The organism is Paenibacillus sp. NPDC093718, assembly GCF_050279985.1.
GTDB lineage: Bacteria > Bacillota > Bacilli > Paenibacillales > Paenibacillaceae > Paenibacillus_AQ.
On record NZ_JBNNUS010000003.1, the window covers coordinates 48398 to 62412 of the forward strand.

Genomic DNA, 14015 nt, shown 5'->3' on the forward strand with positions numbered 1-14015 from the left:
TGGAAATCTCTCATTGGCCATCACCACAATCGGTAATTACAAAAAAAGCTGCATCGGCTCCTTCCAGCCGATGCAGCTTGCTTATGGATTACAAGTTAATGAATGCGGTACGCAATTTGGTGCTGTATTGAACATCAAAACCAAGACCGGATGCAATTACCGCGAGCGGAACGTAGGTTTTATCTTCTTTTCCTACTTTTTGCAGGAAAGCCGGCGTATCGATCGGGACAGCCGTTCCGTTAACTTGAACGGTTTTGGCACCGATCTTCACTACCACCGTCTGATCTCCGAACGTAATCGTTGCACTGGACGTTTTATTTTCCCATGTGGTCGTCGCCCCCACTGCATCTACGATATCCTGTATCGCTACGTAATTCAGGTTATCGCGAAGGATTGGCTTATACGGCGTGTTCAGCTCCTGCCCCTTCACGATGATGCGCATCGGCTGCCCCTGTTCTTGGACAGCGGGATTCTTGTAGCTGCCCCAGATCGTCTCTGCGAACACACTGGCCATCGTCTCATATCCATATTGGTTCGGATGAATATCGTCTTTCAGGATATGGGTCATCGTCAGCTCGGAGCCCACGAATTTCTTCGCGACATGCGCTACCTTGATATTCACGCCCTGTGTGGCAAAACTGTCAGCTACGCCTTCCACCAGCTTCGTAAACTCTCCGGATGCTGCAAGCAGTTTAGCGTATGCGACCTCGTCAGCGACTTTGGGCACCGGATTATACTGGTCCGACACCACGATTGCGGCATCCGGATTGATGGCGTGCAAGTTGGTAATAACGGATGAGACATTATCGGTATAGATCTTGAACAGTTCCTGCATCTTTGCTTTCAGCTGTTCATCGTTTAATGTTTCGACGGTACTGACCAGACTCATCATGTCATTGCCGCCGATGGTAATGGTAATCAGATCCGCACCCGCGATAATCGGCTTGGCTTTCGCTGCGTCAGCGCCCATCTGTTTAGTGCGCGGATCGATGCCGCTTAACCCCGGCTGCAGCTCCTCCGCCGTAATTGCGCGTTCATCCAAGACGGCCTTGACGTAATGGTTCAGCCCATCGGTTTTCAGGCCGCCGATCCCCAGATTCGTTATCTCGGTTCGGCCGTGGAACAAACCTTGCTCATACAGCCGGTCAACAAAACCGTAAGGCTTGCTGTTCAGATCCATTCCCGGCTCATACCCGACGGTCAACGAGTCCCCCAATGCTACAATATGATATGTATCCTTGGCTGTAACCTCATCGGCATAAGCCGGCGCAACGCCCGGTCCAACCAGTGCCACCGCGAGCGTCAAGGTGCCGGTTACTGCCGCCAGCCCCTTCTTCCATTGTTTGAACATGCCTTCACTCCCTTAACATCAATTATCTTAATACAGCCTTATTTTACCACCAGCAACCTGTGAATGGTACTGAACTCAACCAGGACGATAAGGCTTCATGAGAAGATAAGCGAATAAATAACCGAGGGATGTAGCTCCAAACCAAGCAAATATCCCAGGCGTGGCTGCCAGATACAGGCTTGGCAATATCGACCATCCAAAAGCAACCAGCAGCAGCAATCGATAGGAATAAATCACCCCGAGCATCGCCAAGCTGGCTGGAAGAAACAGCATAACGAACGTAGTTATGGCCGGTTTCCAGCTGTTCTCATCGGAATAAGCCGAACTCGCACCGATTTCCCCCCTATGTGGACAAGGTCAACCATAGTCACACCAACTTGAGCCAGCCTAGAACAGTGTTATCTTGGCCAGCCATCATAAAAAAATGGACAGCACGCTCTATGCTGTCCATTCCTGGTTCGGTCTTTAATGAATAGAGATGTCCCGCTTCGTAAACATCTCTTAAAGCGCTATCAAGCTTCTTCACCTGAATTCTCAGGCTTATCCTTCTTAACTGCCTTATCCATGTACTTGTCATAGCGATCATCCACTTCCTTCGCCATGCTGCGATACTTCTGCGTCTCTTCCACAATGGGATCGAGCTGCGTCTGAATCCGGATCTCGTATTTCGGAGAGAGAAGCCTGCGCTCCTCCTTCTCCCGGTCCTTCTTCTGCATTTCACCGTCCGTTAACATCTCGCTGAGCTGGCGCTCCAAATCCTGATCCGACTTCTCATTCATCGTAAGCACACTCCTTTATCAAGCGGTTGTAAGTGACCTGCACTTCTCTGCTGTCCCGGGCCTTTAGCGAACCAAAGCTTCGCCCGCGTCCTTTAGTGTATCCAGAAAACGCTGATGAATCAGCCCGTTGGTTGCCGCCAAATGACGCACCGACAAATCGTATGACTTTCCTTCCGTATCGGTTACTTTACCGCCGGACTCCTGAACCAATAGTGCGCCTGCGGCAACATCCCAAGCGCTCAAGCCGTGCTCCCAGTATCCGCTGAGCCGGCCGGCAGCCACATAAGCAAGATGAAGCGCAGCGGAACCGCCTGCTCTTACATTGCGGACCAGCGGCAAAAGCGCCTGCAGCTCCGCCATATTCAGCGGCAGGTTGACCGTGCTGTCCAGCGGGAAGCCCGTGGCCAGCAAGCTGTCCGACAATTGATCTTCCTTGGAAACATAGGTAGGGTTGCCGTGAACGTAGGCCCCTTTTCCTTTTTCCGCAACAAACAACTCGTCCCGGGAAGGGTCGTAAATAACGCCGACAATGACTTCTCCATGATGAGCCAGTGCAATCGACACGGAGTAAAACGGAAATCCATGAACATAGTTCGTCGTTCCGTCCACAGGGTCAATAATCCAGAGATACTCTTCCTCCTTGGCGTCCTCGAGTGCCTTATTGTAGGCATCGGTACCCGGGGCAACCCCTTCTTCACCGAGGATCGCATGATCCGGAAAGTGCGTTAAAATCAGCTTGCGGATCATCTGCTCCGCGCCTTTGTCCACCTCGGTTACGATATCCTGTGCCGAAGACTTGGTGCTCAACTGCTTGACGGTACCGAGTTTGCTCTTAATCCACTCACCCGCTTTGGCGGCGCAATTAATCGCAACGGCGGTGTAACTCTTACTGCTGACAACATAAGGAATCTTTTCATTCTCGTTCAAAGCATTCACTCTACTTTCTATATAAATCTAGTGATTTTTGACAATCCCTACATCCTATTCAGTCATGGCGGTAATCGAAAGGGCAACCACGCGAAAATTCCGCCTATTTCAATAAAAGTCCGTCCTATGCTGTGCACCTGAATGCTTGGCGAGAACGAACTTTTTTATCCGATGTCATGTGTTAAGGGGAATCTCTGTTTGGACACTTCCAACGTAACCCAAAATCCATCAACTTGCAAGTGTTAACAATCTCATCTTACCGGGTTAAGGGTTTACTTCGATGGAAGCACCATCGAGAATGGTTACGCCCTCTTCCGTATAATCTCCCAAATCCTTCATCAGATCAAACAAGGCGCCGTCCTTCATCTTCGCTTCAATCATGACGTCCACCTTCGGCGTAGCCCCCGCAATATTCCGTAAAAACGCCAGCAATGGCACGACATCCACCCCATCCGCATGGCTGCGGATATCGGTAGGGCTCTTGGGACTGGATACGTGAATCTTGGGCGGGAGCGGCTGCGCCCGGTCCGAATCGGCCTGCGCAAGCGGCGCCTCCCAGGTGCGAAGGATATCCGGCCACAGCTCCCAGGGAGCCTCGCCATCGTTATTGACCCACTGGTGATGAATGTCCAGTACCATCGGCAGCCCGGTCTGCTTGCACACGGCCAACGTTTCCTGGGCGGTAAAGGTTTTATCGTCATTTTCAAGGGTCAGCCGTTCCTTAATGTGCGGCTCAAGCTCAAGAAAATGTTCAACGAATCGCGCCGCTGCCGAAGGCTTGTCCCCATAAGCTCCCCCGATGTGAATGTTATTCTTCATGGAAGCAGGCAGCTCCATCGCCTGCAGCATCTGGACGTGCGACTCCAGATCACGGATCGAATTGGCCAGCACTTCGGGACGCGGCGTACTCAGCACCGTGAAATGATCCGGATGAAAGGAGACCCGCATCCCGTGCTTTTTCACGAATTCCCCAATGGCCTGAAAGCCTTCCCGCAAAGCCGGAAACGGATCCCAGTCCCGCATGTCATTATGCGTGGCCAGCGGAATCAGCTTGGACGAGAAGCGGTACACCTTGATATCGTGAGCCGCATTATGCTTCAGAAGCCGAAGGGTATTATGTAGATTCTCATTCGCGATCCGCTCCAGTTTGTGTAAGCCGGCCTCACGGTCATTCAGCTTCATAAAACTCTTCATGGTCATCGTCTTGGAAGGAGAAGCATTCTGCACGACCGTGGACATGGCCACATAACCGAAACGGACAATCATGCATGATCTCCAAAGAACATTTCGTGAGCCAGCGCTGTTTGTACGCGTGCTTCCTCATCCGTCAATTTGCGGATCAGCTGCAGTTCGACCGAAGTGACCTCGCGGCCCTGGAAGTTAATCTCCGATACGCATGCAGTGATCAGGACGATGGCCACCGCCTGGTTATCCGGCGTATAAGCAATAACCTTCTGTCCTGTCGGAAATACCCGAAGCCCGTCCTTCAGCATTTTACCGCGGCCGTATTCCAGCAGCTCATAGAGCTCCTGCTCACTCTTAAACTTACAAACGGAATTGAACTCGGTTTGAAATCCCATAATACGTATCTTCCTTTCATCCCATAATATTAGACTCAAGGGGAGCCGTATTAAATAGCGCGGACTCCCCCTGGTGTTTCATATCCTATTGACGGCTTACGCCTGGTTCTCATAAATCAGGGATTGCTTGCGGTTGTACCGCTCAAGGCCCAGCTCGATCATCCGGTCAAGCAGCTCGCGGTAGGACACGCCCGTTTCCCGCCACAAGAGCGGGTACATGCTGAACGGCGTAAAGCCGGGCATCGTGTTCACTTCATTGATCAGAATCGCGCCGTCCGAACGGCGGACAAAGAAGTCGGCCCGAGTAATGCCGCCGCCTTCAATCGCTTTGAACGCGGTAATGGCGAGGTCGCGCAGACGATCAGCCGTATCCGGCTCGATTTCGGCCGGAATTTGCATCTGTGATTGTCCATCCGTATATTTGGCCGCATAGTCGTAGTATTCACTGGAAGAGACAATTTCACCCGGAACGGATGCCATCGGCTCATCATTGCCGAGCACGCTGACCTCCACTTCGCGCGCATCTACGAACTCTTCAACGATGATCTTGTCGTCGAACCGGAGCGCGGATTCAATCGCTGCCTTAAGCTGCTCCCGGTTCTTAGCCTTGGATATCCCGACGCTTGAACCCAGGTTAGCCGGCTTGACGAAGCTCGGGTATCCGAGTTTGTCCTCGATATCCTTCAGCACTTCATGCTGGCTCCGCTCCCACTGGGTACGATTGAAATAACAGTACTCGCATTGCGGCAATCCCGCTTGTGCGAAGAGCTTCTTCATCACGACTTTATCCATCCCCGCTGCAGACGCAAGCACACCGGTTCCCACATAAGGAATGTCCGCCATTTCGAACAGTCCCTGAATCGTTCCGTCCTCACCGAACGTCCCGTGAAGCAGCGGGAACATAATATCCACCGCCTGACTCTCTTGGCCATACAATCTGCTGAACACGGCGTTCAGCGCGGTTTGCGTGCCTTCCCCTTCAGCCAGCTTCAATTCCTCCAACTGGGCAAAAGGAGCCGACAGCTTGCTGCCGATTCTCCAGCTACCCTGCTTGGAAATATAAAATGGAACAATCTCATATTTATCAAAATCAAAAGCGTTCATGACCGCGAATGCCGTGGATAACGACACCTCATGCTCGCCGGATTTCCCCCCGTATACTAAACCTACCGTCAATTTATCCTGTCCCATGTTAACCTCTCTCTTGTCCGTATTGCAGCACGACATGCTGTCACTTAAAAATAATCGGGGATATGGTAAAACCGGTATTCGGTGTTATCATTCCAAGCGTAGGAATCCCGGTAGTCCCAATAGCGATGGCGGCTGGACACCGTATGTGCATTGACGAGCGGCATACCGCCCGCGTCAAACGCCGTCACGATGGTGCTGTGCTGAAACCCGCCGTCACCATCCCAATCGTATACGATGACATCCCCCAGCATCAGCTGTTCGGGACGTTCCACCCGCTCGGCCCGCAGCCCCGAGGTACTGGCGTTCAAATAATGCGCAAAGCTGTTCGATACCGCCCAGCTGTAGCTCCACCATTCCCGTTTGTTTACGTACCCCTTGTACCACCATCCCGTTTCTCTTTTACCAGTATAGTGGATTGGGGCTTTGCCTGCAAAGAGGCACTGGGAGATATAATTCGTGCAATCCACGTCAAATTCCTCAAACTCCGGATTCCCGGAATCCCACCAACGGTCGGCATATGCAGCTGCGGCTTCACGCTCGTAACGTCCTGACCGCGGGCTGCTGCCAGCGGCGTATACGCGTCCGTTCATAAAGGGAGTGGACGGCTCTCTTCCAGCCCCATCCGCGCCTGTTGCCGGAACATCGGCTCTTTGCAGGGGATGGCGTTCATCCTGCAGACGTTCGATGCCTACAATCAACCAGGCATCCCCGTCCCGGATCAGCGTCAGCCGCTCTCTAAAAACCGTATCTTCCCGGTGCGTCATCCCTCTTTTTTCATAATAAAATACGCTGTGAAGCCGCACGTCCGCGACCACATCATCCTCCGTCTCCCTCAGAATGCGCAGGAGGCGGGCACGAGTCTCGCTCTTAAGCGGCGTAACCTCCCGCTGCGCATACCACGACTGCAGCCGAAACTGCCTTTCTCCTCTCTCTACCAGGAAATTCAGATCCGCTACAATCTGCTCTTTCAGGCCTGAAGAATAGTCCACGCGATTTTGGTTATATTGATTGACGTAAATATATAGAGCTTGCTTCCAAGGCTTCTCTGCTTGCTTCAGACTGTTCATCTACTCTCCTCCTCTAACCTTGCCTTTCACGCTGTTCCCTATCACAACTATATGAAGAAAATGTTCGGGCTATGTACTTCGGTCAAGAGAATACAGAAACACCGGGATCACAGCGACTGTATTCAGGTAAAAAACAGGCTTGTTTTCACCTTTTTGAAATACGTTTCTTCTATAAAAAATGCTTTACGCAGCGAGTTGAAAACGGTATACTTAAAGTAGTCAATTTATGAAATTAGGTTTCACCTAGTGAAACGAAAGAGGATTTATCTCAAACTGTCTTTATTCGATTTATGAAATGACTTAAGGAGGTTCATCAATGCCAGCAAAGGATCAATTCTCCATCTCCCGCAACCTAGAGGTGGGCGGTAAAAGTTACCGTTATTTCAGCCTGCAGGCTCTCGAAGAGCAAGGATACGGCAGTGTATCCAAGCTTCCTTTCTCCATTCGGGTGCTGCTGGAAGCAGCCGTGCGTCAGTTCGACGGACGCGCAATTACCGAAGATCATGTAAAACTCTTGTCCAAGTGGAATGAAGGACGCGACAACAACAAGGAAATTCCGTTCATTCCTGCCCGTATCGTATTGCAGGACTTCACCGGTGTGCCGGTTGTCGTAGACCTTGCAGCTATGCGTGACACCGTTAAAAAATCCGGCGGGGACCCTAAACAGATCAACCCTCTCGTTCCGGTTGACCTCGTTATCGACCACTCCGTCATGGTTGACGCTTTTGGTACCGATCAAGCTCTGGAAACGAATATGAAGCTTGAATTTGAGCGTAACGAAGAGCGTTACCGCTTCCTCCGCTGGGCTCAAACGGCATTCAACAACTTCCGCGCAGTTCCTCCGGGAACGGGGATCGTTCACCAGGTTAACCTGGAATACCTTGCTTCCGTAGCCGCTACGAAGACGGTTGACGGCGAAACGCTGGTCTTCCCTGATTCCCTCGTAGGTACGGACTCCCATACAACCATGATCAACGGTCTTGGCGTTGTGGGCTGGGGCGTAGGCGGTATCGAGGCGGAAGCCGGCATGCTCGGCCAACCGCTGTATTTTGTAACACCTGAAGTTATCGGCTTCAAGCTGACAGGCAGCCTGGCGGAAGGCGCAACAGCGACCGACCTTGCCCTCACGGTAACCGAGCTTCTCCGCAAGAAAGGCGTTGTAGGCAAATTCGTAGAATTCTACGGCCCTGGTCTTGCGAACATCAGCCTGGCTGACCGCGCAACGGTAGCCAACATGGCTCCGGAATACGGCGCTACCATGGGCTTCTTCCCGGTTGATAGCGAAACCTTGGCTTATCTCCGTAATACGGGCCGTACCGATGAGCAGGTTGAGCTCGTGGAGAGCTACTATAAAGCGCAAAACATGTTCCGTACGGCAGATACGCCGGACCCTGAGTTCTCCGATGTGATCGAATTGGATCTCGCTTCGGTTGTACCGAGCTTGGCTGGACCAAAGCGTCCGCAAGACCGTATCGAGCTTACCAACATGAAACAAAACTTTAACGATATCATCCGTACGCCAATCGACAAAGGCGGGTACGGCCTCAGCGATGAGAAAATTGCGGAAACCGTTAAAGTCAATCATAAAGACGGCTCTACCAGTGAAATGGGAACGGGTGCGGTTGTTATCGCAGCCATCACCAGCTGTACGAACACCTCCAACCCAAGCGTTATGCTCGGCGCAGGTCTCCTGGCGAAGAAAGCCGTTGAACGCGGCCTGACGAAGCCTGGCTATGTGAAGAGCAGCTTGACCCCAGGTTCCCTTGTTGTAACCGACTACCTCGAGAAGTCCGGTCTCTTGCACTACCTTGAGGCTCTCGGCTTCTATGTTGCAGGCTATGGCTGCGCAACTTGTATCGGTAACTCCGGTCCATTGCCGGATGAAGTGAGCGAAGCGATTGCCGACAACGACATGACGGTAGCCGCCGTATTGTCGGGTAACCGTAACTTTGAAGGCCGCGTGCATGCTCAAGTCAAAGCCAACTACCTGGCTTCGCCGCCATTGGTTGTTGCTTACGCTCTGGCAGGCACAGTGAACATCGACCTGCAGAACGATCCGATCGGCTACGATCCGAACAATGAGCCTGTCTATCTGAAAGACATTTGGCCAACGAGTGCGGAAATCCGCGAAGCGATCGGTCAAGCCGTTAGCCCTGACGCTTTCCGTGAGAAGTACGAGAATGTGTTTACTGCCAATGAGCGTTGGAACAAGATTCCTGTTCCTGAAGGCGAGCTGTACGAGTGGGACGATCAATCCACTTACATCCAGAACCCGCCATTCTTTGAAGGCCTGGGCAACGGCCTGAACGACATCCAGGACATCAAGGAAGCGCGCGTGCTGGCTCTCTTGGGCGATTCCGTTACAACGGACCATATCTCCCCAGCGGGTAACATTGCAGTGAACAGCCCAGCCGGCAAATATCTCAGCGACCGCAACGTGGAACGCAAAGACTTCAACTCCTACGGCTCCCGCCGTGGTAACCACGAAGTCATGATGCGCGGTACCTTCGCTAACATCCGGATCCGTAACCAGGTAGCTCCAGGTACGGAAGGCGGCGTTACGACTTACCTGCCAACGGAAGAAGTGATGTCCATCTATGATGCTTCGATGAATTATCAAGCAGGCGGACAGAACCTCGTCGTTATCGCCGGTAAAGAATACGGTACAGGAAGCTCCCGTGACTGGGCGGCAAAAGGTACGTATCTCCTCGGCGTCAAAGCCGTGCTGGCTGAAAGCTTCGAGCGTATTCACCGCTCCAACCTTGTGGGCATGGGCGTTCTTCCGCTCCAGTTCCAGGAAGGTCATGGCTGGAAGAGCCTTGGTCTGAACGGCCGCGAGACATTCGATATCCTGGGCCTCAGCAACGATGTGAAGCCAGGCCAGGAATTGACCGTTGTCGTTACGCGTGAAGACGGAACCCAATTCGAGTTCCAAGCTATCGCACGCCTCGACAGCATGGTGGACGTGGACTACTACCATAATGGAGGTATCCTCCAAACGGTACTGCGTCAAATGATCGCATCGAACCAATAAGACAATCCCTATAGGCGCTTTAGCCTTAGGAACAAATCCCCATCATCCGCTTATGGATGATGGGGATTTTGTTATTTTTCGGTACTTCTTTCCTGAATATTGGATATTCCGTTTCGAATGATGCCAAGAAGGTTAATTGGTAAAAAACATTTTCGGAAATCCATACCCAGGAGGAAAGTACCTATGATCAAAATACATACGATGGCTTCGTTCCAATATCAATACCAACGGCCGCAGCCAGTGGCAGCGCCTAAGAAGGAGGGCACGACGGATAAAGCCCTCACCTTTCAAGAGATCCTTAATCAGAAAATGAAGGAAAAGAACGTGAAGCTGACTTAAGCTGCCCTTGCCTGTTATATAGCGATGCCGTCACGGCAAAAAGACCGTTCCTACGATCACCAAGATCATGGGTACGGTCTTTTGGCTCGTTTTCGAACAGTCGTCCCCGCATAAAAAATGACCGGGCAGCTGTATCACATGGAGCCGCCCGGTCATTCAATAACTTATAGTGATGCTGTCCGCACTCTCGCAATAGAATGAATTAAATCATCATTCCCATTTCCCGTGCCGCCTCCATCAGGATTGGCGCATGTTCGCGAAGCGTTTCCGCTGACAGGCGGGTGACTGGCCCTGACATCGACAGTGCTGCCGCCACTTGACCATTCCGGTCAAAGATGGGAACCGATACCGCAGCGGCTCCAGGCTCGCGCTCTTCGATGCTGATCGCGTATCCATTCTCCAGTATTTCGGCCAGCTGCTGCCGGTAAACGATCCGGTCGACAGATTCCGGCCAATCCGGCGCATTGAGCAGCTCCTCCTGGTCGGCCGGTGGCGCAAAGGCCACCAGTACCTTGCTGGAAGCGCCAACCGACAACGGCAGTCGCACTCCGACCTGGGCGACCCGCCGAATGCCCTGGTTGCTCTGAACCGCTTGAATCCGAAGACGATCCGAACCGTCTCTTAAATACAAGCTCACCGTTTCACCAAGCCGATCCCGTAAGGCCTCCATCGCGGGCAGAAGGCGAATCGCCGGGTCGTCGCTTTGAGACAAATGCATAGACAGCTCCCATATTTTCAAGCCAAGTCGATATTTCTCCGTCTCTTTGTTACGAACAACGAATCCTTTGTCTTCCAGCGTTGTTAGCAGCCGATGAACGGTACTTTTATGTAATCCGATAAGGGTAGAAATCTCCGTGAGGGCAAGTTCACTGTCTTTCGTAAAACACATCAATATATCAAGCGCCCGCTCTACAGCACGCACCGTCAGTTTACGGTCTTCCATCCCGACCAGCTCCTCTCCTGTTTCATTCTATGAAACCTGGTTACAAGAATTATATGAGAATTCTTCTCAAAAGTAAACCATGGAGACAGGGACTTTACAGTTGTCTTACAATCTATGGATTTGCATTGACTTTATAGGCATCCGGGCATACGATTATTATAATTTCAACTCTTTCATGTTAACGAAACATATCCAGACTATATGGTAAGGAGGGGCCACTTATGAGCACAACGACTGGTAGTAATGCCCCACTCTCCCAATTAAATGACACGCCGGCCGAGCTGTCGACGGGCTTGGTTCGTTTAAAGCATATTATATTGGCGTTGTTATTATCTGTCGTTTTTTTCCTTGTTTTCTGTTTTATTGCGCTTCATGCCTATATTGCTTGGGTTTTGTCGAATCCGACGGTTGCTCCGCTCTATTCCAACCCCAAGCTTGCTAAAGATATGCATTACGAGAATGTCACGTTCCACTCGATTGACGGCAAACGAAATATAAATGGATGGTATATCCCGGCCGAGAACTCCTCCAAAACCATCGTGCTCAGCCATGGATACGGCGCCAATCGGGAGGAAACCTGGGTACCGATGTACGATATCGCCCATTACGCGCACAACATGAATTTTAATGTGCTGATGTTTGATTACGGTTTTGCCTCACAGACCAGCAAGGAAGTGGCGACCGGAGGCAAGGAAGAGAAACGCCAGCTTCTCGGGGCCATTGAACATGTGAAGCAGCGCGGCGCAAAGCAAATTGTCGTCTGGGGCTTCTCCATGGGTGCCGGTACCGCGCTGCAGGCAGGGCTTGAGACCAAGGATGTAGATGCCATGATTCTGGACAGCGCCTTTTTATTGGAGCCGGACACGCTTTACCACAACATTCACAACCAGATCAATCTTCCTCGTCATCCGTCCCTGGAGATTCTGGAGCTGCTCTTCCCGGTGCTCAATGGCACAAGCCTGGATCAGATCCCGTACAATGAGGTGAAAAAGCACGATTATCCGTTCCCGACCTTGTTCATCCACGGAACGAAAGACGACAAGGCACCTTACCCGATCGCCGAGAAGATTGCTTCCAATCAAACCCATACGGATTCGGATTCCTGGATTGTAGAGGATGCGCATCATGAGCTTATCTTCCGTGAGCACCCTAAAGAATATCTGCGCAGAGTATCCACCTTTCTAGGAAAACTCGAAACTCCGGATGAATTCTGATGCTTTATTGATCATACGATCCACTTCCCCCTGCTGCTTTGATGCGGCGGGGGTATTTTTATTTCCCCCTCATAATACAGGCTGCCGCGTGAATATAGTGTGTTTAGTGAACCTGATACTGGAGGGAACGGACATGTTATTTATTTACGGAGCAAAGCTCCCGGTACGATTACTCGAAGAGATTCGCTATTGGAAGCATCAGGAAAGGAAGCATACCGGGCTCATCAAAGCCGTTGTGCGGGATCTGGAGCCGGACTATGTCAAAATGCTGGATCAATGGGCCGTGGTGTTCTCCGATACAGAAAAAGCAGCAGACGAACTTCTGCGCCACATTCTCCGTTATGACGGGCCTCCTTCGCCGCAGGTGCTGGCCCAGGTCGAACAGTTGCTGCGCGCTTCCTGCGAGCAATCCAGAGAGTTCATCCGCCAACTGCACGGATTGAAGGAGCATAGTGAGGCTGTTCGGAAAGTGCCGCTCGCCAGCACAGTCCTGCACCATGTGATTCGGGAGTCCGAATACTTCCTGAACGCGCTGGAGACGCTCAACTCCGCTGGAGCGCTGGAGAGATTTATGGATGTGGAGATGCCGGTGCAATCCATGACGCTTCATGAGGCCTCCTCCCCACCGCCATCTCGCTCTGAGACTGATCTGTCCATTCAAGGCATGGGAGACAGCGGCAAGGCCGTACCGATTGGCGGACATCGCCTTCCTCCGCTGCCTTACGCATATAATGCGCTGGAGCCTCATATCGACGAGAAAACCATGCGGATTCATCACGATATCCATCACCAAAGCTACGTCGACGGTTTAAACAAAGCGGAGAAAAAATTAGAGGCGGCCAGAAAAAGCGGCGATTTCGAACTGGTGAAGCATTGGGAACGCGAGCTGGCTTTTCACGGAGCCGGCCACTATTTGCACACGATCTTCTGGGACATTATGAACCCGCAGGGCGGTGGCGAACCGGGCGGGGAGCTTGCCCAGCAGATCAAGAAGGATTTCGGAAGCTTCGATCGCTTTAAAAAGCACTTCTCCGAAGCGGCAGACAAAGTGGAAGGCGGTGGCTGGGCGATCCTCGTCTGGAGTCCGCGCAGCCATCGACTGGAAATTCTGCAGGCCGAGAAGCATCAGAACCTCTCCCAGTGGGACGTCGTACCTCTTCTGGCACTGGATGTATGGGAACACGCCTACTACCTCAAACATCAAAGTAAACGCAAGGATTACATCAAGGATTGGTGGAACGTGGTCTTCTGGCCAGCAGTTGCAGAGCGTTTCAAGCATGCCAGTGAGCTGAAATGGAGGCCTTTTTAATTCAAAGCCTTGCTGGGTTGCTTCACATTGGTTAATATTGGGTATGATGTCTATAGCCCTCCTTACTTCGCTTATGGAGTTTAAGGAGGGTTTTATCCTTAGTTAAGGGGTAACACTTGAAACCGGGCACTTGGACATGAGTCCAGAATTGGACAAGATTATTCAAGCTAAGGAGTAACCCGAGCCTATTGTTAGGTCTTTTTTACCACATATCTGGTTATTTATTCGGTTGAACGCTGCCATATGCTGGATTATGATATGACAGTAAGCTTGGTGCGCCA

General features: G+C 51.7%; 12 protein-coding genes. 4 read left to right on the forward strand and 8 right to left on the reverse strand.

Annotated features, from left to right (window positions below):
- Positions 1–88: 88 nt before the first annotated feature.
- From ACQKPA_RS10085 to ACQKPA_RS10115, 7 genes are all read right to left on the reverse strand, one after another.
- Positions 89–1351 (reverse strand): stalk domain-containing protein, encoded by a 1263-nt coding sequence (locus tag ACQKPA_RS10085; RefSeq protein WP_427491803.1) that lies wholly within the window; start codon positions 1349–1351, stop codon positions 89–91.
- 512 nt (positions 1352–1863) lie between these two features.
- Entirely contained in the window at positions 1864–2130 is a 267-nt protein-coding gene (locus tag ACQKPA_RS10090) for a hypothetical protein (protein WP_427491805.1), read from the reverse strand.
- Positions 2131–2193: 63 nt separating this feature from the next.
- Positions 2194–3057, reverse strand: a complete 864-nt coding sequence (locus ACQKPA_RS10095; RefSeq protein ID WP_427491807.1) for an inositol monophosphatase family protein — start codon at positions 3055–3057, stop codon at positions 2194–2196.
- A gap of 264 nt (positions 3058–3321) precedes the next feature.
- A complete protein-coding gene (gene uvsE, locus ACQKPA_RS10100; protein WP_427491809.1) occupies positions 3322–4323 on the reverse strand; it encodes a UV DNA damage repair endonuclease UvsE in 1002 nt (333 codons plus the stop codon).
- A complete protein-coding gene (locus ACQKPA_RS10105) occupies positions 4320–4637 on the reverse strand; it encodes a hypothetical protein (protein WP_006208215.1) in 318 nt (105 codons plus the stop codon). Before ACQKPA_RS10105 ends, uvsE begins: the two co-directional genes overlap by 4 nt.
- Positions 4638–4733: 96 nt before the next feature.
- The gene (locus tag ACQKPA_RS10110) at positions 4734–5828 is read right to left on the reverse strand and encodes a D-alanine--D-alanine ligase (RefSeq protein ID WP_071220871.1); all 1095 of its coding nucleotides are present in this window, start codon (positions 5826–5828) and stop codon (positions 4734–4736) included.
- Positions 5829–5872: 44 nt separating this feature from the next.
- Positions 5873–6895: an amidase domain-containing protein gene (locus ACQKPA_RS10115; protein ID WP_427491812.1), complete on the reverse strand. Its 1023-nt coding sequence runs from the start codon at positions 6893–6895 to the stop codon at positions 5873–5875.
- 316 nt (positions 6896–7211) lie between these two features.
- Here ACQKPA_RS10115 and acnA point away from each other — a divergent pair, with 316 nt between their 5' ends.
- Together acnA and ACQKPA_RS10125 are read left to right on the forward strand one after the other, a co-directional pair.
- Positions 7212–9929, forward strand: coding sequence for an aconitate hydratase AcnA (gene acnA, locus ACQKPA_RS10120; RefSeq protein ID WP_427491814.1), 2718 nt, complete (start codon positions 7212–7214; stop codon positions 9927–9929).
- Between the two features lie 183 nt (positions 9930–10112).
- Positions 10113–10268, forward strand: a complete 156-nt coding sequence (locus ACQKPA_RS10125) for a hypothetical protein (protein WP_427491816.1) — start codon at positions 10113–10115, stop codon at positions 10266–10268.
- 202 nt (positions 10269–10470) lie between these two features.
- On the opposite strand, the gene ACQKPA_RS10130 is transcribed toward ACQKPA_RS10125, so the two are convergent.
- Positions 10471–11211, reverse strand: a complete 741-nt coding sequence (locus ACQKPA_RS10130) for an IclR family transcriptional regulator (RefSeq protein WP_427491818.1) — start codon at positions 11209–11211, stop codon at positions 10471–10473.
- A 221-nt stretch (positions 11212–11432) separates the two neighbouring features.
- Here ACQKPA_RS10130 and ACQKPA_RS10135 point away from each other — a divergent pair, with 221 nt between their 5' ends.
- Both ACQKPA_RS10135 and ACQKPA_RS10140 read left to right on the forward strand, forming a co-directional pair.
- Positions 11433–12425, forward strand: a complete 993-nt coding sequence (locus tag ACQKPA_RS10135; RefSeq protein ID WP_427491820.1) for an alpha/beta hydrolase — start codon at positions 11433–11435, stop codon at positions 12423–12425.
- A gap of 133 nt (positions 12426–12558) precedes the next feature.
- Positions 12559–13734: a Fe-Mn family superoxide dismutase gene (locus tag ACQKPA_RS10140; protein WP_427491822.1), complete on the forward strand. Its 1176-nt coding sequence runs from the start codon at positions 12559–12561 to the stop codon at positions 13732–13734.
- Positions 13735–14015: the final 281 nt, after the last annotated feature.